The organism is Vreelandella sp. 21 (genome assembly GCF_050995515.1).
GTDB classification, from domain to species: domain Bacteria; phylum Pseudomonadota; class Gammaproteobacteria; order Pseudomonadales; family Halomonadaceae; genus Vreelandella; species Vreelandella alkaliphila.
Window position 1 is genome coordinate 1,269,606 of the sequence record NZ_CP194673.1, and the last position, 25,262, is coordinate 1,294,867.

Genomic DNA, 25,262 nt, shown 5'->3' on the forward strand with positions numbered 1-25,262 from the left:
ATGCAAATGCGAGATGCAATTAACGCGGTGATGCGCCGCGAAGACCTCTCTTTCAATGCGATGCACGCGCTAATGCGCCAGATCATGACCGGCGAAGCCTCCGATGCGCAAATTGGTGGCCTGCTAGTGGGACTTGCCATGAAAGGCGAGAGCGCCGAGGAAATTAGCGCGGCGGCACAGGTTATGCGCGAACTCATGAAGCGTGTTGAACTGCACACCGATAACGTAGTGGATATTGTCGGCACCGGTGGTGATGGTGCGAACCTGTTTAATGTTTCTACGGCGGCTAGCTTTGTAGCGGCTGCTGGGGGCGCTCATGTCGCCAAGCATGGTAACCGCAGCGTCTCTTCTTCGTCGGGCAGTGCAGACCTTTTTGATATCGCTGGCATTTACCTTGATCTTAAGCCTGAACAGGTAGCACGCTGTATCGAACAGGTTGGCGTGGGCTTTATGTTTGCCCCCAATCATCACCCGGCTATGCGCTACGCTATTGGGCCGCGTCGGGAGATGGGCGTGCGCACGCTGTTTAACATCCTTGGCCCGTTGACTAACCCCGCAAGTGCACTTAACCAGGTGCTGGGGGTTTACTCGCCGGAGCTAGTGCCGTTGATGGCTGAAGTGCTCCGCAAGCTCGGCAGTCGCCACGTGTTAGTGGTGTGCTCTGAAGATGGCTTGGATGAAATTTCCTTGGCAGCACCCACGCGCGTGGCTGAACTAAAAGATGGCGAAATTACTGAGTACACCATCACTCCAGAAGAGTTGGGTATTGAGCGACAAAGCTTAGCTACGCTTAAAGCAGCCAGCGCTGAAGACAGCTTACGACTGGTAAAAGCCGCATTGAGTGGCGAGGGTGCGGCGGCAGATATAGTGGCCCTTAATGCGGGTGCCGCACTTTACTGCTCTGGTGTGGCCGACAGCTTAAAAGAAGGGGTGATGGTGGCCCAGGATGCGCAGGCCTCAAAGTTACCGCTAGAGAAGCTTCGAGAGCTTTCACACTTCACTAGCGTCTTTAAAAGGTAAAAAATCTAATGACTGATCAGGCAACGCCAACAATTTTAACGCGTATTTTGGCTCGTAAAGACGAAGAGGTAGCCGAGCGCCGACAGGCGGTTTCTGAAGCAGATCTGCTGGCGTTGGCTGACAAGCAAAGCGCCCCCCGTGGCTTTATTGCTGCACTGAATGCGCGTATTGCCGCTGGTGACGCAGCGGTTATCGCTGAGGTTAAAAAAGCTTCGCCTTCCAAAGGCGTGATATGTGAGGATTTTCATCCTGATGATATCGCTAAGCGTTATGCTGAGGGCGGCGCAGCCTGCTTGTCAGTATTGACGGATGCCGATTTTTTCCAGGGGCATGAAGACTTTCTGATCGCTGCCCGCGATGCCTGTGACCTTCCCGTTATTCGTAAAGATTTTATTACCCATCGCTATCAGGTGACCGAGGCGCGTGCCATCGGTGCAGACTGCATCCTGCTGATTGTTGCTGCCCTAGACGACACCCAGCTGCGCGATCTGCATCAGCAAGCCAATGCGTTAGGCATGGATGTACTGGTAGAAGTGCATGACGCTGTTGAGTTAGAGCGTGCCCTAGCGCTGGATCTAAAGCTGGTGGGCATCAACAACCGTAATTTGCATACCTTCGAGACCAGTCTGAACACCACATTAGACCTCCTGCCGCGCATTCCTGAAGGCGTCACGGTCATCACTGAATCCGGAATCCATACCCGCGATGACGTGGAGCTAATGCGCGACCATGAGGTGAACGGTTTCTTGGTTGGTGAAGCCTTTATGCGTGAAGAGGACCCTGGCCAAGCCCTCAAGCAGCTGTTTTTTTAATCGATGGTGTTAAACGCTTATTAACTTTCCCGCTTGAGGCATGTAAGTAGTGCCTGAAGCGGGTGGTGTAACGTTTGCGCTGAGTAGCGTTTCACCTGGCTGCGGCAGGAGTAGCCGGTGGCGAGCAGCTTGCCTGTGTTTTGCTCGGCTTCCACCTGGGGCTGCCAGGATTGGGCATAAATGGTTTTGGAGGTTGCGACATTACGGGTTTCATGGCCGTAGGTGCCGGACATACCGCAGCAGCCGGTCGCCATCAGCTCAAGCTCTAAACCAAATGCCGCAAACACCTGCTGCCAGGCTTTTGGGCTGCCTGGGGCGTTGGTCTTTTCGGTGCAGTGGGAAAGCAGCTTAAAGCCAGGATCGGTTAGGTTCAGTTGGCGAGGCGCTAGCGTGTTCATACGGGTAGCCAGCCACTCTTGCAGCATCAGCACGTTGGGTACTTGTTCACGGCCCAGGGCTTTGACGTACTCTTGGCGATAGGTCAGCGTCATCGCCGGGTCGATACCCACCATGGGCACGTCGAACTCTGCCAACGCCCGCAGGCGCTTGGCCTGTTTTGCCGCTGTGCGCTCAAAGGCGCCTAAAAAGCCCTGCACCTGCAGCGGTTTTCCGTTGGCAGAAAACGGCATCACAAACACCCGCAGGTTGAGCCGCGACAGCAGTTCCACCACGTCTATCACCAACTTGGCTTCAAAGTGGCTGGTGAACGCGTCCTGGACAATTATCACGCTGTTGGCGCGCTGCTGCTCGGTCAGCAGCGCAAGCGAGGTGGGCGTGGCTTCGGCAACGCCCCAAGCCCTTATCTGTTTCTTTACGCTGGCGCGGGAAAGCTGCGGGGAGTCGCTCATTCCCAGCCCTTTACGCATCAGGCTATCGACCCAGCGCTGGTTGAGTAGGGCGTTATACAGCGGCGCGACCTTGGTAAGGGTTGGCAGCATAAATTCGGTGCCACCGATCAGATAATCGCGCAGCGGACGTAAATAGCGGCCGTGGTAGACCTCTAAAAACTGCGAACGGAACTGCGGCACGTTGACCTTAATCGGGCACTGGCCCGCACAGGATTTACACGCCAAACAGCCCGCCATGGCATCGTAAACTTGGTGAGAATAGTCGTGGTGTTGCTTGCGACTGAGCGTATTGGCGACGCGTAACGGAAAGCTTTTGATAAAGCCCCAGCCGTTTTCGGCTTTCTTTTTGCGCGACTCCTCCACCACATCAATCCCTGCCTGGGACTGCAGGCGTAGCCACTCGCGCATCAAGCTGGCACGGCCTTTGGGCGAATGCATACGGTCACGGGTGGCCTTCCAGGAAGGGCACATGGGGTCATCAACATCATAGTTATAGCAGGCACCATTGCCGTTGCAGTACACCGCCGCGTCATAGGCCTGCCACGCCCGTTCATCAATGGTGCGATCCAACTGGCCGCGCATAGTGACGCCATCAACCGTTAATAGCTCTGGGTCACTGTCTTTGGCGATTAGTTCGCTGCCTTCAGCGGGCGACGCAATTTTGCCTGGGTTTAGCTGGTTATGCGGGTCAAACGCAGCTTTAACGCGCTGCAGGCTGGGGTATAACTCACCAAAGAATTTGGGGCCGTACTCCGAACGTACGCCTTTGCCATGTTCCCCCCATAACAGCCCGCCGTACTTCTGGGTCAGGGCCGCCACTTCATCAGAAATTTCACGAATCAGTTTTTCCTGTTCGGGATCTTTCATATCCAGCGCCGGGCGCACGTGCAGCACCCCCGCATCGACATGGCCAAACATGCCGTAGGAGAGCTGCCGGGCATCCAGCGCGGCGCGAAACTCAGTAATAAAGTCAGCCAAGTGCTCCGGTGGTACGGCGGTATCTTCGACAAACGCAATCGGGCGCTTTTCGCCCTGTACATTGCCCAGCAAACCCACCGAGCGTTTGCGCATGGCGTAGACTTTTTGAATCTGCGAACGGCCTTCAGCCAGGGTGTAGCCTAAACGCTCTACCGTGGGGTCTTGGCTCAAGTGTTCCGTGAACGCCCGCACACGCTCAGACAAGCGCTCAGGGTCATCGTCATTAAACTCGATCAGGTTAATACCACGAATCGGCGTGCTGCCGGTGGCGGGGAAAAACGCGGCCACGCTGTCCCAGACAAAGTCCTCCATGGCCAGCTGCAGCACGGTGTCATCAATAGTTTCAATCGAGGTAGGGCGCGCGCTTGAAGTCATCAGTGCCTTGGCATCGCGCAGCGCGTCCATAAAGCTGGCATAGCGCACATTGACCAAGGTAGCGTGCTTGGGAATCGGCAGCACATTGAGTACCGCTTCATTCAAAAAGCCTAATGAGCCTTCCGAGCCGCACAGCAGACTGTTCAGGTTCAACTGGCCTTCTGCTTCCCGTAGGTGCGCCAGATCGTAGCCGGTTAAGCAGCGGTTGAGCGGCGGAAATTTCGCCTCAATCAGCCCCCGCTGCTGGTCGATAATCTCAGCCGCGGTGGTATGCACGCGACCTAAAATACCTTCGTGCTGGCACTCAGCCTGCTCTTCGTCAGCGCTAAGCGAGCGGCTATGCAGGTGTTGACCTCCCAGCAGAACCGTATCCAGTTCCAGCACGTGGTCACGAGTTTTGCCGTATTCGCAGCTGCCCTGGCCACTGGCATCGGTGGAGATCATGCCGCCGATGGTGGCGCGGTTAGAGGTGGAGAGTTCTGGGGCAAAAAACAGCCCATGAGGCTTCAGCGCCGCGTTGAGTTGATCCTTCACCACGCCGGCCTGAACGCGTACCCGCCGTGCCTCTACATCGATCTCGAGGATCTGGTTCATATGGCGGGAAACGTCCACCACGATACCGTCGGTCAACGACTGGCCGTTAGTGCCGGTACCGCCGCCACGAGGCGTGAGCACGATATCGCGGTGGGGCAGCTCAGCAGCCAGCTTGGCAAGGCGCTCAAGGTCTTCCGCATGCTTAGGAAACACCGCCGCCTGGGGCAGGCGCTGGTAAATCGAGTTATCCGTTGCCAGCACCGTGCGGTTGGCATAGTCAGGGGCAATCTCGCCTTCGAAGCCACGGGCGCGCAAGGCGTCGAGGAAACGCACGTAATGAGTGCTTAGGCGTTTAAACGGGGCCGTACGAGAATCCAAAGATGCAATCATAGTTGATCAAGCCGTCACTGCTGGGAGCGGATAGGGGATACGCTACTTTACCGCAGCTACCGCGGCTCTGCATCTTGATGGCGCGTCTTATGCGCTGCCAAGCGCCTCTTTCACCAGCGCTACGCTGGTCGCGTTCATGGGCAGTGCCAGAGCAAGTGCATGTGCTTGGGGGGACATCTTGCCCCAGGTTTTTTGCACAATACGCACCATATGGTCGTGCTCGACCTTGCGGGAGAAATCCGCGAAGTAATTTTCCAAGAACACCAGGCAGGCGCAATCTTCCAGCGCTTGCACATCGGAGTCGCGGCCAAGACCTTTCTTACGGATAATAGTTGCGGTTCGTTCGGCGTCTGCAGCGCTATAGCCAGCGTCACGCATCAGCTGGGCAGTGGTATCGCCCGCGCGCTCACCCTGATCGCGACGCCAGGTTAAATAGCCTATGCGTCCTCCAGGGTAATCGCTGCGCGGCACAAGCCAGCGCTGGAGATGTTGGGCGCGCACCGCCAAACGCAGCAGTTCGGCAGGGGCAGATTGCAACTGCGCTAACCAATGACTCATACGCTGGGCGTAGGCAAGCTCCTGGGGCAGGGGTGTGCCATCGGCAAGGGTGGTTTGGCGCGGATCTTGGGCGTGAAGCGCATCAATGGCCGTTAGAGTTTGTTCAAACGCAGAGGGCATAAGAGCTCGCATGATTAGGGAAGATTAACGACATGCTAGCAGGTTAGCGCCAGGCCATAAAAAAAGCGCCCGCTGCACAAAGGCAGCAAGCGCTAAAGTAACATTCATAAAGAAGTCTATGCGCGGTTGTTGTTATAAACCTCTTCGTTTAGTTCGCCTTCGCTTTTACCCACCAGGGTCGTGACCATCAAATCACCCGCCACGTTTACGCTGGTGCGGGCCATATCCAGAATACGATCGATACCGGCAACCACTGCAATGGCTTCCAGCGGCAGGCCAATTTGTGCCATTACAATCGACAGCATTATGAGACCCGCGCCGGGAACGCCTGCGGTGCCAATTGAGGCTAGCGTGCCGGTGGCCACAATCATGCCGTAATCCATCATGGTTAGATCGGTGCCGGTCATTTGGGCAATAAACAGCACGACTACGCCTTGGTAAAGCGCCGTGCCGTCCATGTTAATCGTCGCACCCACGGGGAGAACAAAGCCAGATACGCCCTCCGAAACCCCTAGGTTTTTTTGCGCACAGCGAATCGACACCGGTAGCGTGCCAGCAGACGAGGCAGAGGAGAACGCCACCACAATGGCATCCAAGCTGCCTTGGAGGTAGCGCACAGGGTTCAAGCGGCCAAGTAGTGAAATAAACCCAGAGTAAACTACCAACACATGCAGAATGCAGGCGAGATATACCACGCCAATCAGCTTGGCCAGCGGCAGCAGGATTTCTAAGCCGTACTGGCCCGAAACGTGAGCGATTAAGCCAAATACACCAAAGGGCGCAAAGGCCATCACAATGCCGGTGAGCTTGTACATAGCTTCAGCAAAGCTATCGAAAACCTTCATAACCGGCTCGCCTTTTTCGCCAATCAGCGTTAGCGAAATACCTAAGCCAATGGCAAATACAATGATCTGCATAATGTTGCCATTAGCCAGGGCATCGAGAGGGTTGCGCGGCACCAAGTTAACCAGAATAGAAATCAGTGAGGGGGCTTCGTTTGCAGTCACTTCTGTATCGAAGCTTAAATCGACGCCTACCCCTGGCTGTAACAGGGTGGAAAGCAGTAGACCAATGCTGATCGCAAAGGCCGTCGTCACCAAATACAAGGTAATAGTACGCGCACCAATGCGACCCATTTTTTGCGGGTCACGCATTGAGGTAATACCGACCACTAGCGTCGAGAACACTAGCGGTACAATCAGCATCATTATGGCATTAATGAAAATATCGCCGAGCGGCTTAAAGACACTGGCGGTTTCACCTAGTAACGCACCGGCTAATATCCCCAGTGCCAACCCCGCCAAAATTTTTTTCCACAGCGCGATTCTACTCCACCAAGAAAACTTTCCCTTTTTTGCTGTTTCCTGCACTACGTTTCTCCTGTTTAACATCCATTATTAGTGATTCGCGCTGCAAATCGGCGGGCACTCTATCACTTTGGGCTAGTGAGCCAAGGTTTTTATGCCGATTGGTAATAGCGTATGCAGGGGAGCGGGAGTTTTGTGCAGTAAACGTTCGGAAGGAATCTTTCTTGGAGGTGTGAACCCCTAATTTTCGTTTTCCAACCTGCTTTTCATAACTTGCTGTATTAGGTAATAACTCGCTGGCGCTCCCCCCCATAGCTCCCCGCCGTGCTTTTGCCTACAATAGGCCTCTTTCATCACGGGCGATGTACGCCGTGTTCCACTGATTTCAGGCCAAGGGATAACTCATGCTCGATCCGAAACTGCTGCGCGGTGATCTTGATGCGGCTGCGCAACAACTGGCCCGGCGGGGCTTCGAACTTGATAAAGCGGCACTGCAAGCGCTGGAATCGCGCCGTCGTGAGTTGCAAACCCAGACCGAGCAGCTACAAAACGAACGCAATATACGTTCAAAAGCGATTGGTAAGGCGAAGGCTAGCGGTGAAGATATTCAGCCGTTGCTGGATGAAGTGAGCGATTTAGGCGAGCGCCTGGATAAAGCCAAGAAAGAACTGGCCGAGGTGCAGGAAGAGTGGGATGACGCTATTAGTGGTATTCCCAACCTTCCTCATGAAAGCGTGCCGGAAGGCAAAAGCGAAGACGATAATGTTGAGCTTCACCGCTGGGGTACGCCGCGTGAGTTTGATTTTGAGGTGCTGGATCACGTGGATCTTGGTAAGAAGTCGGGTTATCTCGATTTTGAACTGGCGGCTAAGCTGACTGGCGCTCGCTTTGCGGTAATGCGTGGGCCGATTGCGCGTCTGCATCGGGCACTGGCGCAATTTATGCTGGATACGCAAACTCAGCAGCATGGTTACGAAGAGTGCTATGTGCCGTACATGGTCAATCGCGATTCGCTAATGGGCACCGGCCAGCTGCCAAAATTTGGCGAAGATCTGTTTAAACTTAACGACGAGCGGGAATACCACCTAATTCCGACGTCGGAAGTGCCACTAACTAACTTTGTGCGTGATGAGATTGTCGATCAGGCGGCGTTGCCAATGAAGTTGACTGCCCACACGCCTTGTTTCCGCAGCGAAGCAGGTTCTCATGGGCGCGATACCCGCGGCATGATTCGTCAGCATCAGTTCGATAAAGTCGAAATGGTGCAGATTGTCGAGCCAGATAAGAGTTATGAAGCACTAGAAGAGATGCGTGGCCATGCTGAAGCAATTCTGCAGGCGCTGGAGTTGCCTTACCGCGTAGTGACGCTGTGTACCGGCGATATGGGCTTTGGGGCGGCGAAGACCTACGATTTGGAAGTTTGGTTGCCTAGCCAAGAAACGTATCGGGAAATTTCTTCAGTCTCTAACTGCGAAGATTTCCAGGCGCGGCGCATGCAGGCCCGCTTCCGCCATCCGGACGCGAAAAAGCCACAGTTGCTGCATACGCTGAATGGTTCAGGTCTGGCGGTGGGGCGTTGCCTGCTGGCGGTGCTTGAAAACCACCAGCAGGCGGATGGCTCTATTGCTATTCCTGCGCCTCTGCAACCCTACCTGGGCGGCCTTGAGCGTCTTGCCCTCTAATTGCCCACTCGACGTTGACCTCGGCATCGATACGAATGGTGCCGGGGCGATAGTCGCTAGCGGAACCACTGCCCATGGCATCGCTCTCAGCGCGCATGGCCATCATGCGGGGCTGGAAGATGGGGGCTTGGGCTTCTTCAATGCGCTGTACTTGGCCAAGCCTTACGCCTAGTGTGCTGGCCATTAGGTCCGCTTTATGGCGGGCTTTTTCTAGCGCTTTAGTAAGTGCTTCATCGGTAGCAGCGTCGCGGTCTTGAAGATCAAACTGAACGCCGTCCAGCGTGTTCACGCCAGCACTTATCATTGCGTCAAACACCTCGCCCAATTGGCCTATATCGGTAAGCTCAATACTGAAGGGGCGCTCTAGGCGGGTGCGCATTAACGTTTCTTGTTCACCATCATCGTTGCGCGGCCCTGCGACGTGCTCAGGATAGACATTAAGTGACCCTGCATTGATGGCGCGTTGTTCAATGCCGATCTCTTCCATGGCTTTAATTAGCTCACTGGCACGATTTTCAAGCCGTTCGCGTGCATCGCTCAGCTCGCCACTGTCAGTATCTTCCAGCGTGGAAACCGCTGGGGTATTTTCCCATAGCCGTGCAGATAGTGTGGCTTTGTCGGGCTCTACTTCCACCCATGATTGGGCTTGGACATGTAGGCTAGGCGGGGTGGGGCGCGCGGCGTGAGCCGTAGACGTTACCAGAAGGGCGAGAAGTGCGCTGCCAAGCACGCCGTAGCGCAAGCGTCTTAGATGTGGTGTTGCTGGATTCATAGGTCACTTCCTTACTGATCGAGCCAATGATTAATGTTAACTAATTTATACTGTGACGCTGCTTGGAAGGGCAAAGCGCAATAAAGTTCACTGGCTAAGAGTCGATGCAAAGCAATTGCTTAATGTTGTCATGGTTTGTGCAATATCGCGCGAGCAGCCATGATATGTGGATAACATGCTAAGGAAAGGGCAATGTCGAAATTATCGGATGAGGATTATCGTAGTATCCCTTTAAATGCGACCCTGGCGCTTGCCGCACTCGTTGTTATTGTTGCGGGTATGAAGGCAGGGGCGGATCTTCTGGTTCCTCTGTTACTGTCAGTATTTATTGCTGTTGTATGTACGTCGCCTGTGCAGTGGCTGCACCGCTGTGGGCTCAGCAGGGGAGCCTCTGCTTTTTTAACATTGATGGTGCTGCTGGGTTTTATTTCCTTAATTGGCTTGCTGGTGGTGAACAGCTTTAGCACCTTTGTTCAAGTGCTGCCGGATATCGAGTCGCGTTTGTATGAGCACTATTGGGATTTGCTGAATGCGCTCTCTAGCCGTGGGCTAGCCATTAATCCTGATCAGCTCAGCAATATGCTTGCTATGGAAGACGATGGGTCGTGGGTGACAGCGTTGCTAGGCGAACTCGGCAATCTCTTTATGCAAGGCAGTATTATCGGGCTGTTAGTTATTTTCATGCTGTTTGAAACGCTTAACTTCCGAGATAAAGTGTCCCGCGCACTTGAGAACCCAGCGCCAAGCCTAAAGCGGTTTAGCGAGTTTAGTTTAACGCTGAAGCGCTACCTGGCAGTGAAGACCGTCATTAGCTTGGCTACCGGGGTATTAGTCTGGCTCTCCTGCTTGATAGTGGGAGTGGAGTTTCCGTTGCTGTGGGGGGTATTGGCTTTTGCCCTTAACTTTATTCCTAATATCGGCTCGGCCTTGGCGGCGATTCCTCCTGTGCTGCTATTGCTGGTATCCCAAGATGGCGGAGTACTGCAGGCGTTTTTACTCGCATCTGCCTATTTGGTGATTAATTTCGTTTTGGGTAACTTGATTGAGCCACGAGTGATGGGGCAAGCCTTGGGGCTATCGACGTTTGTGGCGTTTCTGTCGTTGGTTGTGTGGGGGTGGATCTTTGGTGCTGCGGGGATGTTGTTGTCGGTAGTATTGACGATGACATTAAAAATCGCCTTGGATAGTCATCCTCAGACTCGCTGGATTGCTCATTTACTGGGGCCGGGAGGGCAGCGTCGAACGCGTATTGGTGATTCACGCCGTCCACCTTGGAAGCGTCGAGAATAGAAGGAAGCGTTTGAGATGGGAAGTGCAGGAAGTTACCGCTGGCAGTGCCAGCGGTAACGTTAGCGCGAGTTAGGCATTTTGATCGATAAATTGGGTCAGCTGGGATTTAGACTGTGCACCTACCAGCGACGCTACTTTCGTGCCGGACTTAAATAGCATCACTGTTGGAACGCCGCGTACACCTTGTTCTGCAGCAATTTCAGGCGCATCGTCAACGTTCACGCTAACCACTTTCAGATTATCACCACGTTCGGCAGCAACTTCATCAACCACAGGTGCCATTACTTTACAGGGACCGCACCAGGGGGCCCAAAACTTCAGTAGGACTGGCTGTTCGGCGTTGAGGACTTCTTGCTCAAAATTGGCGTTGGTGACATCAACATTGTTAGCCATCTGTTTCTCCCGTTTGCGTTGCTCTTGCTGTTTCGTTGCCTCAAATGGAGCAACGGTCATTACGCGTTCTACTAGCGCACTTTCACCGCGCCAAGTTGGCAGATGTTAGCGGGCGGAGAAGGTGCTGGCAAATTTCCTATGACGTTTTGACAGCCATTATGAAAAATTAAGGGGTGTTCGTAACGGCTATTTTTTATACTATAAGTGAATTATAAGATATTTTTTTATTCAAAATTGTATGTATGAGGCGTGCCGCCCACCAAGTACTTCACCTCTAAGTGCTTCGCGGGAAGGCAAGACAGCAGCGGCGCGAGGATGCGCTTCAACGTGCTTCCTGCATAGATAATAAGGTGAGGATATGAAGCTACAGCAACTTCGCTATATCTGGGAAGTCAATCGACACAACCTGAATGTGTCAGCCACCGCGCAGAGTTTATTTACCTCGCAGCCGGGTATTTCCAAGCAGATACGCTTGCTTGAAGATGAGCTAGGTGTGGAGATTTTTGCACGCAGCGGAAAGCACCTTACTCGCGTAACACCTGCTGGGCTGTCAATCATTGAGCTGGCAGGTCAGGTGTTGAAGCTGACCGAAAACATCAAACAAGTTGCCCAAGAGCACAGCGACGAGCGTCGGGGTAGTTTGTCGATTGCTACCACTCACACTCAGGCGCGCTATGCACTGCCTCCTATCATCAGCGAGTTTACTCTCAAGTATCCTGATGTTGCCCTACATATGCAGCAGGGCACACCCAAGCAAATCGCTCAGATGGTTAGTGAAGGTCAGGCCGACTTTGCAATTGCCACCGAATCGCTAGAGCTATTCACCGACTTAGTGTTGTTACCTTGCTATCGCTGGAATCGCTGCGTTTTAGTGCCTAAAGACCACCCACTGGCATCGATAGACAAGCCGCTGTCCCTTCAAGCGTTGGCCGAACATCCATTAGTGACTTACGTGTTTGGGTTTACCGGCCGCTCGCAGTTAGATGATGCGTTTAAAGCGCAGGGACTTACACCTAATGTGGTGTTAACGGCCGCCGATGCTGATGTGATTAAAACCTATGTGCGACTGGGAATGGGCGTTGGTATCGTTGCCCATATGGCGGTTGATCCGGTATTAGATGAAGACTTGGTCGCGTTGGATGCAAGCCATTTATTTGCGAGTTCTACGACTAAGATTGGGATTCGTCGTGGTACCTTTATGCGCGGCTACATGTACGATTTCCTAGTACGCTTTGCACCTCATCTCACCCGAGACTTGGTAGATGAAGCCTTGTTGGCTGGCCCACGTTTTGAGCATGACTTGTTTGAGGGAGTAGAGCTTCCTGAGCATTAGGAGCATCGAGTAGTGGGTGAATAGCGCTTGACGTGGGTGTCTGGGCGCTATTCACCATTTCTATCACAGTTCTGTATTAATCAGCGCTGGGCGTTCTATCTCAGTGCTGTAAATGCAGGCCACACTCACGCTTGTCTTCTACCTTGGTGGGGTCGAAGTAGTCGAAGTTGTTGGGCAGGTCGTGTGCCTCAAGGTAGTAGTACATATCTTTTGCTGTCCACTGCAGCAGCGGGGCAATTTTTAATAAGCCATCGCTGTTACGGCTGGCAGGCTGCATTTTGGCCCGCTCTGGGGTGTCCTCTGCCCGCAGTGCGGTGAACCAGACATCCGGCTGCATTTCCCGTAGGGCACGCTCAAACGGCTCAATCTTTACTTCTTGAGTGAAGGCTGCGTGACGTGGGTCGTCAATGCTGGGCATTGCCCCCTCTAGCGCTTCACGGTGAGCACGGGTTCGCTGCGGAATAAAGCTGACCATGTTTAGGTTCAGCCGCTGGATTAAGGCATCGGCGAATTGGTAAGTGGCCTCAGTGTTATAGCCACTATCCATCCATACGATGGGTATGTCTGGACGTGCCTGAGTGACCATATGCAGAATCACCGCCTCAAACGGCCGAAAATTGGTCGTGCAAATAGGCCGCTCGCCTTGGCTAAGCGCCCACTTGATAAGATCTTGGGGATTATTGGCAAAATCACGGTTAATGCTGTCAAGCGCTGAAGACATGCTGCCTCCTGTCATAAGTTCGAGTATGACACTAGGCTATCAAAGAGGAGGGGCTTAGCCCCAATACCGTTTGGTTTGGCTTTTATATTCCTTTTTGATTTAAGAATTTTGTTATTTATTCCAAAGCGCCGATTAGATGGCGGATTTTATCCAGCGTTTCTGTATACTCCTCGTCTGCTCTAGAGTCGGCTACTAATCCGCCGCCGCCCCAAACATTTAGCTTGCCTGCATCTGCCACCATGGTGCGTATCGCAATTGATGTGTCCATGCTGCCCCGTTTATCGATGTACCCCAGGCTTCCGCAATAGACACTGCGTTGGCAAGGCTCCAGCTCGTCGATAATTTGCATGGCGCGTATTTTAGGCGCGCCAGTAATAGAGCCGCCAGGAAACGCTGCTGTCAGCAGAGATAGCGGTGAGCGATGTTTGGCGAGCTGACCTTGAACCACGCTTACCAGGTGATGCACGTTGGGGTAGCTCTCTAACTGACATAGCTGCGGTACACGAATAGACCCAGGAGTGCATACTCTTCCCAAGTCATTGCGCAGCAAATCAACAATCATGACATTTTCCGCGCGGTCTTTCGTGCTGCTTAATAACTGTTCGGCTAGGGCGATATCCTCCTCCGGCGACTTCCCGCGTGGTCGTGTGCCTTTAATTGGGCGCGTTTCCACTCGCCCGTCTTTACACTGGATAAAGCGTTCAGGGGAAAGTGAGAGTACCGCCTGGTTTTCCCAGGCCATAAAGCCTGAGAAGGGCGTCGGCGTTGCCTTACGAAGGCGTAGATAAGCCTGCCATTCATCGCCTTCATAGCTCGCTGTAAACCGCTGAGCAAGGTTAATTTGATAGCAGTCACCTGCACTAATGTAGTGTTGAACAGAGTTAAAACGTTCGGTGTAATCCGCTTGGCTTAGCTCGCCCTGAAAGGGGCTGGTTAAGTGAAAGTCTTTATCAACACTGGCAGGTGGCTGAGCTAGCCATTTCATGACCTGCTGTTGACGAGTTGCTGTTGCAATGAGCCAAGTTGCCTGCTTTTCGTGATCAAAGGTAATGCACCAGTCGTAAAGCCCCAAACGTGCCAATGGCAGATTGGTAACATTGGGGTGGCGGCTGGGAATCGCGAGGTTATTACGTCCTAGGTCATAACTCCAATAACCCATCAGGCCGCCTAAAAAAGGCAGCTCGCTGGGGAAATCTGTGCTGGGTAGCTGTTCAAGCATCCATTGCTGCTGGGCGGTCATATCCCCAGCGAGTGCCGAAGGAAGGTCCAGCTGCGTTGAAATGAAGTGAGTTTGTCCATCAGGCATGACTTCTAGCGTAGCTAACGGATCACTGCTGATAATGTCGTAGCGCCCGTTTGCTGATGGGCGGCCGCTATCAAGTAATACCGCACCATGACGCTTTCGCAGGTGAGCAAAGATCTCCAGTGGAGTAGGAGAGTAGGGCAGGGCTTTAATGGTCAACGCCGATGTCATGAAGCAAACGCCAGGCCGATGGAAGGCAACGCATTCTAGAGGTCGTTAATTGATGACACCAGTGTTAACCACTGACGTCTTTCTCACGGTAGGTTAAACACAGTTAACGGAAAGAGCATGATTGTTGACATTAACCCAAGAATAAATGGCTGGGTTACACGAAAGGTGAATAAAATCGACCATTTTGACTAGTTGACGGCACAAATGTGGCGGGCTAAAGTTCTCCTACCCCATAATTGTCGACAATTAGCCATGACCTCACTTGCTACTCTTTCTCGTTCTACAGCTGATTCGTCCAGTGATCAGACCTCGCCAGAAGTCCGAACGCTGGCTGAGCGGGTCTTTCACCAGCTTCAAGACGCTATTGTACGTGGAGAGCTGGCGCCGGGCAGCAAAATTACCGAGCCGGGGCTTTCTAAAACGTACGGTATCTCTCGCGGTCCGTTGCGTGAAGCCATGCGGCGTTTAGAAGCGCACCGTCTAATTGAGCGTGTTCCTCACGTTGGCGCTCGCGTTGTCAAACTCTCAATGAAAGAGCTGCTTGAGTTGTTTGATGTGCGCGAAGCGCTTGAGAGCATGGCAGCCCGCTTGGCCGCTGAGCATATGTCTGCCGAGGAGATTAAAGGGCTGCGCGAGGTGTTGGCCCTTCACGAAGGCCAGGCAGATCTCAAGCGTGGCGAAGCTTACTATCAGCGCGAAGGCGATCTCGACTTCCACTATCGCATTGTTCAAGGCAGCCATAACAAAATGCTGATGAACCTGCTTTGCGATGATCTCTACTACTTAGTGCGTCTTTACCGTACCCAGTTCAGCGCCAGCGGTAAGCGGCCCCAGCTCGCCTTTGTCGAGCACCATCGTATTGTAGATGCCATTGAAGCCGGAGATGCCGAGTTGGCGGAGTTGCTGATGCGCCGCCACGTTAGCGCTTCCCGAGCCAACGTCGCCGACCGTTACGCTGCTGTTCTTGAACAACAATCAACGTCATCAGCGGATTAGTTCGTTACGCCTATCCGCCAAGCCTTTTAAAGGAGCAATGCCAATGTCCACTTTATCTACTCTCACGCCAGGTGCTCGCTTTCGTGCTGCGCTAGATGCGAACCGCCCTTTACCGATTCTAGGCACGATTAACGCGTATACCGCGATGATGGCCGAGCGAGTAGGCCACCAAGCGATTTATCTGTCGGGCGGCGGCGTGGCTAACGCGTCTTTTGGCTTGCCGGACTTGGGTATGACCAGCATGAACGACGTGGTAGAAGATGCACATCGTATCTGCGGCGCGACCGACCTTCCGCTGCTGGTAGATATCGATACGGGCTGGGGCGGTGCTTTTAATATTTCGCGTACCGTTAAAGAGATGCAGCGCGCAGGCGTTGCTGCCGTTCACCTGGAAGACCAAGTGGCTCAAAAGCGCTGCGGCCACCGCCCGAACAAAGCCATTGTGTCCCAGCAGGAAATGGTTGACCGCATCAAAGCCGCGGCAGATGCCAAACTTGATCCCGATTTCTATCTGATTGCGCGTACCGATGCATTCCAGAAAGAGGGCTTAGACGCCGCCATCGAGCGTGCTAATGCCTGTGTGGAGGCGGGTGCGGATGCAATCTTCGCCGAAGCCGTGCACACCCTGGATGATTATCGTGCGTTCTGTTCGCGCGTGAATGCGCCAATACTGGCCAACATCACTGAGTTTGGCGCAACGCCGCTGTTCTCTCAGCAGGAGCTGGGTGAGGTGGGGTGTCGCATGGTGCTATATCCGCTGTCTGCCTTCCGCGCTATGAATGCTGCCGCATTGAAGGTGTATCAGAGCATTTTAGATAACGGTCATCAAAAAGAGGTGGTCGATACCATGCAGACTCGCGATGAGCTGTACGACTTTTTAAATTATCACGATTTCGAGCAAAAGCTCGACGCGCTATTTGCTGAGCAAAAAGACGCTTAATAGCCGTTAATACTATCAATACTAAAACATATAAAAAGAGCTAACAGGAGACACGACATGGCTGACAAACCGCAAAACAGCGCAGGACTCCGTGGGCAAAGCGCCGGTACTACAGCGCTGTGTACGGTGGGTAAAACGGGTTCCGGATTAACCTACCGTGGTTTTGATATCAAAGAGCTGGCCGAAAAGGCGAAGTTTGAAGAAGTCGCGTATTTATTACTGAAAGGCAAGCTGCCCAATCAAGCCGAGCTTGATAGCTACATTACCAAGCTGAAGGGGCTGCGTGGCTTACCCGATGCTTTGAAAACCGTACTGGAGCAAATTCCCAAAGATGCGCACCCGATGGATGTTATGCGCACCGGTACCTCCATGCTGGGTAACCTGGAGACAGAAGAGAGTTTTGACCAGCAGCAGGATGTTTCTGATCGACTGCTAGCGGTACTGCCCTCGATTATTTGTTACTGGTACCGCTTTAGCCATGACGGCGTTCGTATTGATACTGAAACTGACGATGCCTCGGTAGGCGGTCACTTCTTGCATATGCTGCGTGGTGAGCCTGCTTCTGAGCTGCATGCGCGGGTTATGAACGTATCGCTGATTCTATACGCCGAGCATGAGTTCAATGCTTCAACGTTTACGGCGCGGGTGTGTGCCTCGACGCTTTCCGATATGCACTCCTGTGTTACCGGCGCGATTGGTTCGTTGCGTGGCCCGCTGCATGGCGGTGCTAACGAAGCGGCCATGGCGATGATCGAGAACTGGGCTTCGCCGGAAGAAGCCGAGCGTGAAATGCTCGGTATGCTTGAGCGCAAAGAGAAAATCATGGGCTTTGGTCATGCAATTTATCGCGAGTCTGACCCGCGTAATGAAATTATCAAAGAGTGGTCGAAGAAGCTTTCTGAAGACGTTGGCGATAGTGTGCTTTATCCCGTTTCTGTGCGCTGTGAAGAAGTTATGTGGCGCGAGAAGAAGCTTTTCTGCAATGCGGACTTCTTCCATGCCAGTGCTTACCACTTCATGGATATTCCGACCAAACTGTTCACGCCAATCTTCGTCATGTCCCGTTTAACGGGATGGGCAGCGCATGTGTTTGAGCAGCGCGCCAATAACCGCATTATTCGCCCCAGCGCCGACTACACTGGTCCTGAGAAGAGCGAGTGGGTGCCCATCGAAGCGCGTGACTAACCCTTAACGGGCCGTGATTAATGAGAGGCATTATGAACACGAATTATCGTAAGCCGCTGCCAGGCGTGACGGCAGAGGGTGCTCCGGTAGATTACTTCGACGCGCATCAAGCCGTTGAAGATATCAAGCCCGGCGCCTACGCGACGCTGCCCTACACGTCCAGAGTGTTGGCTGAGCAGTTGGTACGCCGCTGCGATCCAACGCTGTTAACCGACGCACTGAAGCAGCTCATCGAGCGCAAGCAAGATTTAGATTTTCCTTGGTACCCGGCACGCGTTGTGTGCCATGACATCCTGGGACAGACCGCGTTAGTCGACCTTGCTGGCCTAAGGGATGCCATCGCTGAGAAGGGCGGTGATCCGGCTAAAGTGAATCCTGTGGTACCTACACAGCTGATTGTTGATCACTCATTGGCCGTTGAGCACGCTGGGTTTGAGAAAGACGCGTTCGAAAAAAACCGCCAGGTAGAAGATCGCCGTAACGATGACCGCTTCCATTTCATTAACTGGACCAAAGTGGCATTTGAGAACGTTGATGTTATTCCTCCGGGCAACGGCATTATGCACCAGATCAATCTGGAGAAAATGTCGCCGGTGGTGCAGTGCCGCCCTGATGAGCAAGGCGTGCGTATTGCTTATCCAGACACCTGTGTGGGCACCGATAGTCACACGCCGATGGTTGATGCGCTGGGTGTTATTTCCGTTGGTGTGGGTGGTCTTGAAGCCGAAAGCGTGATGCTGGGCCGTGCCTCGATGATGCGCCTGCCGGATATCGTTGGCGTAGAGCTCTCTGGCAAACTGCAGCCAGGCATTACCAGCACCGATATGGTGTTGGCGATTACCGAGTTTCTACGTAAAGAGCGCGTCGTCGGTGCCTACCTGGAGTTTTACGGAGAAGGTGCCGACGCGTTAACCGTAGGCGACCGGGCGACCATTTCCAACATGACGCCAGAGTACGGCGCCACGGCGGCGATGTTCTACATCGACAACCAAACCATTGATTACCTCAAGCTCACGGGGCGTGAGGATGAGCAGGTTGCTCTGGTTGAAGCCTATGCCAAGCACACAGGGCTATGGGCCGATAGTCTAAAAACTGCTGAGTATGAGCGGATACTGCGCTTTGATCTTTCAAGCGTTAATCGCACCTTGGCAGGGCCTTCCAACCCTCATGCTCATTTGCCCACCTCGGAGCTGGCCCAGCGCGGTATCGCGATCGACCTGGATAAAGCAAGGGCCGACGAGCAAGCAGGTAGAATGCCAGATGGTGCGGTGATTATCGCCGCGATTACCAGCTGCACGAATACCTCTAACCCGCGCAATATGGTGGCAGCTGGCTTAATTGCTCGCAATGCTAACCGCTTAGGGTTAACCCGCAAACCGTGGGTTAAGTCGTCGCTGGCGCCGGGGTCGAAAACCGTCAAGATGTATCTGGAAGAAGCCAAGCTGATGGATGAGCTGGAAACACTTGGCTTTGGTGTCGTGGCGTACGCCTGTACAACCTGTAACGGCATGTCCGGTGCGTTAGATCCGGTCATCCAGAAAGAAATTATCGACCGTGATCTATACGCCACAGCGGTACTTTCCGGTAACCGAAACTTTGACGGGCGCATTCACCCCTATGCGAAGCAGGCATTTCTGGCATCGCCGCCCTTAGTGGTTGCCTACGCAATTGCTGGCACGATTCGCTTTGATATTGAGAAAGACGTATTGGGCACCGACCATGATGGAAACCCAGTCACGCTAAAAGATATCTGGCCCGACGATAGCGAAATCGATGCGATTGTGAAGGCTTCCGTGAAGCCGGAGCAGTTCCGTCAGACCTATATCCCGATGTTCGACCTCGACAAGAGCGCGCGCGTTCAGGTCAGCCCGCTTTACGAATGGCGGCCCCAGAGCACCTATATTCGTCGACCTCCCTACTGGGAGGGCAATATGGCTGCCGAACGTGGTTTGAAAGGTATGCGTCCGTTGGCGATTTTGCCGGACAATATCACCACCGACCATTTGTCGCCTTCTAACGCGATTATGCTGGACAGTGCAGCAGGTGAGTATCTGCACAAGATGGGCCTGCCTGAGGAGGACTTTAACTCCTACGCGACCCACCGCGGCGATCATTTAACTGCCCAACGGGCGACATTGGCGAACCCGAAGCTGTTTAATGAAATGGTGCACGACGAGCAGGGCAAAGTGCTGCAGGGGTCGTTGGCACGTGTTGAGCCAGAAGGCACCGTGACGCGGATGTGGGAAGCCATTGAAACGTATATGGCACGTAAACAGCCGCTGATTATTATTGCCGGTGCGGATTATGGTCAGGGTTCCTCGCGTGACTGGGCGGCGAAAGGTGTTGCGCTAGCAGGTGTTGAAGCCATTGTGGCTGAAGGCTTTGAGCGTATTCACCGTACCAATTTAATTGGTATGGGCGTGATGCCGCTGCAGTTTGAAGAGGGCACCACACGTAAAACCTTGGCGCTGGACGGTACGGAAGTCTTCGACGTAGAAGGCACTCCTCAGCCCCGCGCCAAGCTGACGCTGGTTATTCATCGTCAAAGTGGTACCACTGAACGTGTGCCGGTGATCTGCCGTATTGATACCGCCGAAGAGGTCACGATTTACTCTGCCGGTGGGGTCTTGCAGCGTTTCGCCCAGGACTTTCTTGAGTCCACCACGGCGTAGCCAAATTGGCGTGTAACGCAGCGCCAAAGCGATTAATGAAAGAGCCCGTCGCTAAGCGCCGGGCTCTTTTTTCGGCATTCGATTAGTGAACATAGTCATTGATAATCGTCATTGAGAATGTTCAGGCATCGTCATTGAGAATGGTTAGGGAGCGTTATTTATGTCTCATGTTGGACAGATTAGTATTCCTGCGACGTATATGCGCGGTGGCACCAGTAAGGGGGTGTTTTTCACCTTGGGCAACTTGCCCGAGGCGGCGAGAGTGCCGGGAGAGGCACGAGATAAGCTGCTGATGAGGGTGATTGGTAGCCCAGACCCCTATGAAAAGCAGATCGATGGGATGGGCGGAGCAACCTCAAGCACCAGTAAAACGGTGATTCTTTCCAAGAGTGAGTCGTCAGATCACGATGTGGACTACCTGTTTGGCCAGGTTTCAATTGATAAGCCGTTTGTGGATTGGAGCGGCAACTGCGGCAACTTATCGGCAGCAGTAGGTCCTTATGCGATTGCTAATGGGTTAGTTGACCCCGCCAAAATACCGCAAAATGGTGTCGCTGAAGTACGTATTTGGCAGGTCAATATCAGTAAAACCATTGTCTCTAAAGTGCCTATTGTTAATGGACAGGTGCAGGAGACCGGCGATTTTGAGCTAGATGGTGTGACCTTTCCTGCTGCTGAGATTCCTGTGGCCTTTATGGATCCTGCGGATGGTGAGGGGGCAATTTTCCCAACCGGGAGCTTGGTCGATGACTTGGAAGTGCCCGGGGTTGGTGTTTTAAAAGCGACGCTGATTAATGCAGGTATTCCCACCGTGTTTGTTAACGCCCAGGACATAGGCTATACCGGTTGTGAACTGCAGGAAGCAATTAACAGCGATGCCAAAGCACTCGCCATGTTCGAGACCATTCGTGCCCATGCTGCGGTGCGTATGGGATTGATTAAGCATGTTGATGAAGCGGCCAGCCGACAGCACACGCCGAAGGTGGCTTTCGTTGCCCCGCCGGCTAGCTATACGGCGTCCAGTGGTAAAGCGGTGAGTGCGGAAAACATCGATCTTGTGGTAAGAGCGCTTTCCATGGGTAAACTGCACCACGCAATGATGGGCACCGCAGCGGTTGCCATCGGCGCAGCAGCAGCCATTCAAGGCACGTTAGTAAATTTAGCCGCAGGTGGTGAGGAGCGTGAAGCGGTGACCTTTGGGCATCCTTCTGGCTCGCTACGTGTAGGTGCAAAAGCAAGCCTGGCCGATGGGCGCTGGCAGATTGATCAAGCTGTTATGAGCCGTAGCGCACGGGTATTAATGGAAGGTTCTGTACGCATACCCGGAGATAGCTTTTAAAGAGTTATTCGCGCGTGAATACTAGGTGACGCCTTGCCGCCGTTTTGGGAATGCCCTAAACGGCGGCTTCAACCTAGAGTGATGTAAGTTTTATACTATCTTTGCTTTAGCGGTTTACTCTTCAATCGCTACTTGCTCGCGCATACGATCAACAGTGGCGGGGCCAATGCCGCTAACGCGGGTGAGATCATCTACATTAGCAAATGCGCCATTATTTTCGCGCTCTTCTATAATCGCGGCTGCACGGCTGGGGCCGATGCCAGGCAACTCAGCAAGCAGCTCAGCATCCGCTGTATTCACATTAATAGGCGCGATGTCTTGTGCCAATGCAAGGCCCGAAACCCCTAAGCTTAGGCTCAATAGCAGTGCAGCCAATAGTCCTTTTAGCGTTGTTTGCATTGTTAATATCCTCATAGATTTCCTTAAAGCCGCCTTTCCCATCGGTTGTTGTACTTGGGAGTGATAGGTTGTGGCGGTTTGCGCATGCAAAAAGGTTTACTGTTTCTTCAATACCCTTTTGCCTTAACTAAACTAATACGTTTATAGGAGGTGAGCTGTAAGACATTAACGACGGTGTTTGTAAGATTTTTGCTCTCTGATAATGGTTAATCACTTACACAGCAGGGTCGGGATGGCTGTTATAATGCTGTCAAATGAAAAATGGAGTTAAGCACAGTGTCTACTGATACCCCGTTGATTATCGCGTTGGATTATTCCTCTCTTGATGCGGCTTTATGTATGGCAGATCAGCTTGACCCTAAGCGCTGCCGGGTAAAGGTGGGTAAAGAGTTGTTTACGCGCAGTGGCCCTGCGGTACTGGAAGCCTTACATGGTCGTGGTTTTGAAATTTTTCTAGACTTAAAATTTCATGACATTCCCAATACGGTGGCAGGCGCGGTGCAGGCGGCAGCGGAGCAAGGTGTATGGATGGTTAACGTGCATGCTTCTGGCGGGCGCAAGATGATGGAAGCGGCCGCTAAGCGTTTAGATGATCATGGGCTAAGTACACATCTTATTGCCGTTACGGTGCTAACCAGCATGCAAAGTGAAGATCTGCATGAGGTAGGCATAGCTGCGACGCCGGAAGAGCATGTATTGCGTTTAGCCGCATTAACTCAGCAGAGCGGATTAGGCGGTGTTGTCTGTTCAGCCCAAGAGGCGGCGCAAATCAAGGCGCTCTGTGGCGACGACTTTTTGAAGGTAACTCCTGGAATACGCCCTAGCTTTGCTGCGGCTAATGACCAACAGCGTATTATGACACCAAGTGATGCGATGCGTGTTGGTAGTACGCACTTAGTAGTTGGGCGACCGGTAACACAGGCGGAAGAGCCAATGATGGCGCTAGCAGCCATAGAAGCTGAGCTGGCTGACTGACGGTAATCATCGCTTATTCGCCATCAACCCCGGTAATAGGTTTAATGGTGCCCCAGCGGCGGCAGCTAGGACACTGCCATGCCAGGCTGTCGCTGGCAAAGCCGCAGCGGCGGCAGCGATGGCGGGCTTTGCCCTCTAAAAGGGCATTGGTATGGTGCTTAAGTAACAGCAAACGCGTGTCTGGCGGAGTTTTTCCACTCAAACGTTGGCTTTCATGATAAAGGTCGATTAGGTAATCAAGCCCACCCAGGCTGGGTGCCTCCCTTAGCCACTCGCCCGTTTGCTCAATAGCACTATCTACGCCATCTCTTTGATGAACGAGCTCTCCGAGGGCGATAATAATGCTGGTGTACGGTGCTTGTCCCAGCAGTCGATAAAGATGCGTTTCAAACCCTTGAATGTCGTTATTACGCTCATAGGCATGCTGGAGGGTGGGCAGCATGGTGGGGATGTGAGCAATATCCTGCTGGGGAATATGGTTTAGGCGCTCAATGGCACGTGTGTAATGCCCATTATCCATCTCCAGTTCAGCAAGTAGTAACGTCGCACGGACGCATCGCTCATCCAACTGAAGCGCTTTTTTTAAGTGCTTGCGGGCGATCGCGCGACTTGCTTGATGTATCTCCTCCTGGGCGAGTTCACATAGCCAGTGAGCAGCAGGTCGTTGCATGCCGGGCTGTTGCTTAAACAGTGATTGAGCCACGTCGAGTGCTTCTTGCCAGTCCTTTTCGCGCTCAAGTAAATCGATCAGTAGCCGCTTGGCTTCCTGGCGATAGGTGTCATTGTCTGATTTATCCAGCAGCGCTCTCAGCATTCGCTGAGCTCGATCGTGAACGCCTAACGCCATAAAGTCACGTGCTAGCTCAAGCTGCACATGTTCGTTAGTGCTGGTGGAAAGGGCAGGGCGAGCAAGTAGGTTTTGATGAATGCTAACGGCTTTGTCTGCTTCACCGCGTGCGCGAAACAGCTTGCCTAGCGCTATGTGGGTTTCCACAGTATCGCTATTAACATCCAGTGCATTGACAAACGTATTGATAGCTTCGTCGGGCTGCTCATTGAGCAGGTAATTCAGCCCGACAAAGTACTCTCTCGATAAGCCTGATGGGCGAGAGTCATGAGTGCGCTGGCGGCGGCGGGAAGCGTGACGAACACCCAGGCCAAAGCCGATGGCAATGGCTGCCAGTAGAACGCCTAGCAGCACGGCATCATACATTTAAGCCAGTTCCTTAAGCTCCTGAGTGCGTAGGCGGTCTAGCTCTTTGCGCTGTTGCTTATTGTGTCGTTCACTTCGTGCTAGCTGCGCTTTAAGGCGTACGTAAACACCTAGCATGGCAAGCATGCCTAAGATAACGCCGAAAGTTAACGTAGCAAGCAGCCAGACAGAGAGTGACACAGGCGGCAGTTCTGCCCAAATTAGGTTTAAGGCAATGGTTTGTTGGTTGTTGACGGCAAATAAAATGCCCACCAGTAGAACAACCAGCAATATGACGGCCAGAATCAGCCCTTTGATCCAACGCATGAGAGTTTCCTAGTCAGTGACATTCATAATGGCTCTATTGTGTATGAGTCGTGGCGCGGCGTCATCCCACATAAAGTCGGATAACAAGATCAAAAGAGCCTTGCTATTGGCAACGCCGAGGTTGTGTAGCCTCGGTTAGCTCATTAATAGCCAAGTGCGCGGCTTGCATCTACCTGTTCGCGCAACTCTTTGCCCGGTTTGAAGTGCGGCACGTACTTGCCGTCCAAGTCGACCGGGTCTCCTGTTTTAGGGTTGCGCCCGACACGAGGCTCTCGGTAGTGAAGCGAAAAGCTGCCGAACCCCCGGATCTCAACCCGTCCCCCGCTAGCAAGAGCGTCGGTCATATCGTCTAAAATAATACGCACCGCCGTTTCTACTTCTTTGGCGGATAGCTCCGGTTGACGCATCGCAATTTGTTCGATTAGTTCAGATTTGGTCATCGGTTGGCTCCCTGCGAACTTTAATGGCCGTGACGCGCTTGCGACCTCGATAACAACAGAGTCAGCATACTGCGCATAACAGGATAAAACAATTCAGATAAAACAAGGTACTAGAATGAATATCAGCATAGGCGAAGTGAGGCGCTGGCGCGACCCTGTGGCTTAGGTATACTGGCGACTCATTTTGTAA

At 53.1% G+C, this 25,262-nt stretch carries 22 protein-coding genes; 11 read left to right on the forward strand and 11 right to left on the reverse strand.

Annotation, left to right across the window (positions count from 1 at the left end; all coding sequences use genetic code 11):
• Both trpD and trpC read left to right on the forward strand, forming a co-directional pair.
• On the forward strand, positions 1-1,020 hold the full coding sequence (gene trpD, locus ACN06F_RS05885; RefSeq protein ID WP_038482819.1) for an anthranilate phosphoribosyltransferase: 1,020 nt from the start codon (positions 1-3) through the stop codon (positions 1,018-1,020).
• A gap of 8 nt (positions 1,021-1,028) precedes the next feature.
• Complete coding sequence (gene trpC, locus ACN06F_RS05890) at positions 1,029-1,832, forward strand: indole-3-glycerol phosphate synthase TrpC (protein WP_038482822.1); 804 nt, start codon at positions 1,029-1,031, stop codon at positions 1,830-1,832.
• A gap of 20 nt (positions 1,833-1,852) precedes the next feature.
• Here the strand turns inward: trpC and ydiJ are convergent, their stop codons facing one another.
• The 3 genes from ydiJ to ACN06F_RS05905 form a co-directional block, all read right to left on the reverse strand.
• The gene (gene ydiJ / locus ACN06F_RS05895) at positions 1,853-4,957 is read right to left on the reverse strand and encodes a D-2-hydroxyglutarate dehydrogenase YdiJ (protein WP_038482825.1); all 3,105 of its coding nucleotides are present in this window, start codon (positions 4,955-4,957) and stop codon (positions 1,853-1,855) included.
• Positions 4,958-5,044: 87 nt separating this feature from the next.
• Entirely contained in the window at positions 5,045-5,635 is a 591-nt protein-coding gene (locus ACN06F_RS05900) for a DUF4202 domain-containing protein (RefSeq protein WP_038482828.1), read from the reverse strand.
• A 116-nt stretch (positions 5,636-5,751) separates the two neighbouring features.
• Positions 5,752-7,005: a dicarboxylate/amino acid:cation symporter gene (locus ACN06F_RS05905; RefSeq protein ID WP_095602274.1), complete on the reverse strand. Its 1,254-nt coding sequence runs from the start codon at positions 7,003-7,005 to the stop codon at positions 5,752-5,754.
• A 341-nt stretch (positions 7,006-7,346) separates the two neighbouring features.
• Between ACN06F_RS05905 and serS the strand changes: the two genes are divergently transcribed.
• Positions 7,347-8,624 (forward strand): serine--tRNA ligase, encoded by a 1,278-nt coding sequence (gene serS / locus ACN06F_RS05910; RefSeq protein ID WP_253487394.1) that lies wholly within the window; start codon positions 7,347-7,349, stop codon positions 8,622-8,624.
• Here serS and ACN06F_RS05915 read toward each other — a convergent pair.
• Complete coding sequence (locus ACN06F_RS05915) at positions 8,569-9,396, reverse strand: SIMPL domain-containing protein (protein WP_231658622.1); 828 nt, start codon at positions 9,394-9,396, stop codon at positions 8,569-8,571. The genes serS and ACN06F_RS05915 overlap by 56 nt on opposite strands.
• A gap of 192 nt (positions 9,397-9,588) precedes the next feature.
• On the opposite strand from ACN06F_RS05915, the gene ACN06F_RS05920 reads away from it, so the two are divergent.
• Positions 9,589-10,686: an AI-2E family transporter gene (locus ACN06F_RS05920; RefSeq protein ID WP_433924833.1), complete on the forward strand. Its 1,098-nt coding sequence runs from the start codon at positions 9,589-9,591 to the stop codon at positions 10,684-10,686.
• 69 nt (positions 10,687-10,755) lie between these two features.
• Here ACN06F_RS05920 and trxA read toward each other — a convergent pair whose 3' ends face one another.
• Positions 10,756-11,139, reverse strand: a complete 384-nt coding sequence (gene trxA, locus ACN06F_RS05925; protein ID WP_009722702.1) for a thioredoxin — start codon at positions 11,137-11,139, stop codon at positions 10,756-10,758.
• Positions 11,140-11,437: 298 nt separating this feature from the next.
• Between trxA and cysB the strand changes: the two genes are divergently transcribed.
• The gene (cysB, locus tag ACN06F_RS05930; protein WP_038482846.1) at positions 11,438-12,412 is read left to right on the forward strand and encodes an HTH-type transcriptional regulator CysB; all 975 of its coding nucleotides are present in this window, start codon (positions 11,438-11,440) and stop codon (positions 12,410-12,412) included.
• A 100-nt stretch (positions 12,413-12,512) separates the two neighbouring features.
• Here the strand turns inward: cysB and ACN06F_RS05935 are convergent, their stop codons facing one another.
• Both ACN06F_RS05935 and pabB read right to left on the reverse strand, forming a co-directional pair.
• Entirely contained in the window at positions 12,513-13,133 is a 621-nt protein-coding gene (locus ACN06F_RS05935; RefSeq protein WP_038482849.1) for a phosphoadenosine phosphosulfate reductase family protein, read from the reverse strand.
• A 115-nt stretch (positions 13,134-13,248) separates the two neighbouring features.
• Positions 13,249-14,607, reverse strand: a complete 1,359-nt coding sequence (pabB, locus tag ACN06F_RS05940; protein ID WP_433924834.1) for an aminodeoxychorismate synthase component I — start codon at positions 14,605-14,607, stop codon at positions 13,249-13,251.
• A 252-nt stretch (positions 14,608-14,859) separates the two neighbouring features.
• On the opposite strand from pabB, the gene ACN06F_RS05945 reads away from it, so the two are divergent.
• The 5 genes from ACN06F_RS05945 (at position 14,860) to prpF (ending at position 21,739) form a co-directional block, all read left to right on the forward strand.
• Positions 14,860-15,603 (forward strand): GntR family transcriptional regulator, encoded by a 744-nt coding sequence (locus tag ACN06F_RS05945; protein WP_433924835.1) that lies wholly within the window; start codon positions 14,860-14,862, stop codon positions 15,601-15,603.
• 43 nt (positions 15,604-15,646) lie between these two features.
• Positions 15,647-16,543 (forward strand): methylisocitrate lyase, encoded by an 897-nt coding sequence (prpB, locus tag ACN06F_RS05950; protein ID WP_038482858.1) that lies wholly within the window; start codon positions 15,647-15,649, stop codon positions 16,541-16,543.
• A 57-nt stretch (positions 16,544-16,600) separates the two neighbouring features.
• Complete coding sequence (gene prpC, locus ACN06F_RS05955; protein ID WP_038482861.1) at positions 16,601-17,728, forward strand: bifunctional 2-methylcitrate synthase/citrate synthase; 1,128 nt, start codon at positions 16,601-16,603, stop codon at positions 17,726-17,728.
• Positions 17,729-17,760: 32 nt separating this feature from the next.
• Positions 17,761-20,400, forward strand: coding sequence for a Fe/S-dependent 2-methylisocitrate dehydratase AcnD (gene acnD / locus ACN06F_RS05960; RefSeq protein ID WP_038482864.1), 2,640 nt, complete (start codon positions 17,761-17,763; stop codon positions 20,398-20,400).
• 160 nt (positions 20,401-20,560) lie between these two features.
• Positions 20,561-21,739, forward strand: a complete 1,179-nt coding sequence (prpF, locus tag ACN06F_RS05965) for a 2-methylaconitate cis-trans isomerase PrpF (RefSeq protein ID WP_433924836.1) — start codon at positions 20,561-20,563, stop codon at positions 21,737-21,739.
• A gap of 114 nt (positions 21,740-21,853) precedes the next feature.
• Here prpF and ACN06F_RS05970 read toward each other — a convergent pair whose 3' ends face one another.
• Entirely contained in the window at positions 21,854-22,138 is a 285-nt protein-coding gene (locus ACN06F_RS05970) for a ComEA family DNA-binding protein (RefSeq protein WP_038482869.1), read from the reverse strand.
• Positions 22,139-22,414: 276 nt separating this feature from the next.
• On the opposite strand from ACN06F_RS05970, the gene pyrF reads away from it, so the two are divergent.
• Positions 22,415-23,113, forward strand: a complete 699-nt coding sequence (gene pyrF, locus ACN06F_RS05975; protein WP_038482872.1) for an orotidine-5'-phosphate decarboxylase — start codon at positions 22,415-22,417, stop codon at positions 23,111-23,113.
• Between the two features lie 13 nt (positions 23,114-23,126).
• On the opposite strand, the gene lapB is transcribed toward pyrF, so the two are convergent.
• From lapB to ACN06F_RS05990, 3 genes are all read right to left on the reverse strand, one after another.
• Complete coding sequence (lapB, locus tag ACN06F_RS05980; protein WP_433924837.1) at positions 23,127-24,326, reverse strand: lipopolysaccharide assembly protein LapB; 1,200 nt, start codon at positions 24,324-24,326, stop codon at positions 23,127-23,129.
• Positions 24,327-24,632, reverse strand: a complete 306-nt coding sequence (locus ACN06F_RS05985; RefSeq protein WP_038482879.1) for a lipopolysaccharide assembly protein LapA domain-containing protein — start codon at positions 24,630-24,632, stop codon at positions 24,327-24,329.
• 143 nt (positions 24,633-24,775) lie between these two features.
• Entirely contained in the window at positions 24,776-25,072 is a 297-nt protein-coding gene (locus ACN06F_RS05990; RefSeq protein ID WP_009722715.1) for an integration host factor subunit beta, read from the reverse strand.
• Positions 25,073-25,262: the final 190 nt, after the last annotated feature.

Excerpts from the sequence above, each read along its gene's own strand:
- ACN06F_RS05985 (WP_038482879.1), bottom strand. The coding sequence starts at position 24,632 with ATGCGTTGGATCAAAGGGCTGATTCTGGCCGTCATATTGCTGGTTGTT.
- prpB (WP_038482858.1), top strand. The coding sequence starts at position 15,647 with ATGTCCACTTTATCTACTCTCACGCCAGGTGCTCGCTTTCGTGCTGCG.
- prpC (WP_038482861.1), top strand. The coding sequence starts at position 16,601 with ATGGCTGACAAACCGCAAAACAGCGCAGGACTCCGTGGGCAAAGCGCC.
- ydiJ (WP_038482825.1), bottom strand. The coding sequence starts at position 4,957 with ATGATTGCATCTTTGGATTCTCGTACGGCCCCGTTTAAACGCCTAAGC.
- trpC (WP_038482822.1), top strand. The coding sequence starts at position 1,029 with ATGACTGATCAGGCAACGCCAACAATTTTAACGCGTATTTTGGCTCGT.
- trpD (WP_038482819.1), top strand. The coding sequence starts at position 1 with ATGCAAATGCGAGATGCAATTAACGCGGTGATGCGCCGCGAAGACCTC.
- ACN06F_RS05990 (WP_009722715.1), bottom strand. The coding sequence starts at position 25,072 with ATGACCAAATCTGAACTAATCGAACAAATTGCGATGCGTCAACCGGAG.
- ACN06F_RS05920 (WP_433924833.1), top strand. The coding sequence starts at position 9,589 with ATGTCGAAATTATCGGATGAGGATTATCGTAGTATCCCTTTAAATGCG.
- cysB (WP_038482846.1), top strand. The coding sequence starts at position 11,438 with ATGAAGCTACAGCAACTTCGCTATATCTGGGAAGTCAATCGACACAAC.
- ACN06F_RS05935 (WP_038482849.1), bottom strand. The coding sequence starts at position 13,133 with ATGTCTTCAGCGCTTGACAGCATTAACCGTGATTTTGCCAATAATCCC.
- serS (WP_253487394.1), top strand. The coding sequence starts at position 7,347 with ATGCTCGATCCGAAACTGCTGCGCGGTGATCTTGATGCGGCTGCGCAA.
- lapB (WP_433924837.1), bottom strand. The coding sequence starts at position 24,326 with ATGTATGATGCCGTGCTGCTAGGCGTTCTACTGGCAGCCATTGCCATC.
- acnD (WP_038482864.1), top strand. The coding sequence starts at position 17,761 with ATGAACACGAATTATCGTAAGCCGCTGCCAGGCGTGACGGCAGAGGGT.
- ACN06F_RS05945 (WP_433924835.1), top strand. The coding sequence starts at position 14,860 with ATGACCTCACTTGCTACTCTTTCTCGTTCTACAGCTGATTCGTCCAGT.
- ACN06F_RS05970 (WP_038482869.1), bottom strand. The coding sequence starts at position 22,138 with ATGCAAACAACGCTAAAAGGACTATTGGCTGCACTGCTATTGAGCCTA.
- trxA (WP_009722702.1), bottom strand. The coding sequence starts at position 11,139 with ATGACCGTTGCTCCATTTGAGGCAACGAAACAGCAAGAGCAACGCAAA.
- prpF (WP_433924836.1), top strand. The coding sequence starts at position 20,561 with ATGTCTCATGTTGGACAGATTAGTATTCCTGCGACGTATATGCGCGGT.
- ACN06F_RS05915 (WP_231658622.1), bottom strand. The coding sequence starts at position 9,396 with ATGAATCCAGCAACACCACATCTAAGACGCTTGCGCTACGGCGTGCTT.
- ACN06F_RS05900 (WP_038482828.1), bottom strand. The coding sequence starts at position 5,635 with ATGCCCTCTGCGTTTGAACAAACTCTAACGGCCATTGATGCGCTTCAC.
- pabB (WP_433924834.1), bottom strand. The coding sequence starts at position 14,607 with ATGACATCGGCGTTGACCATTAAAGCCCTGCCCTACTCTCCTACTCCA.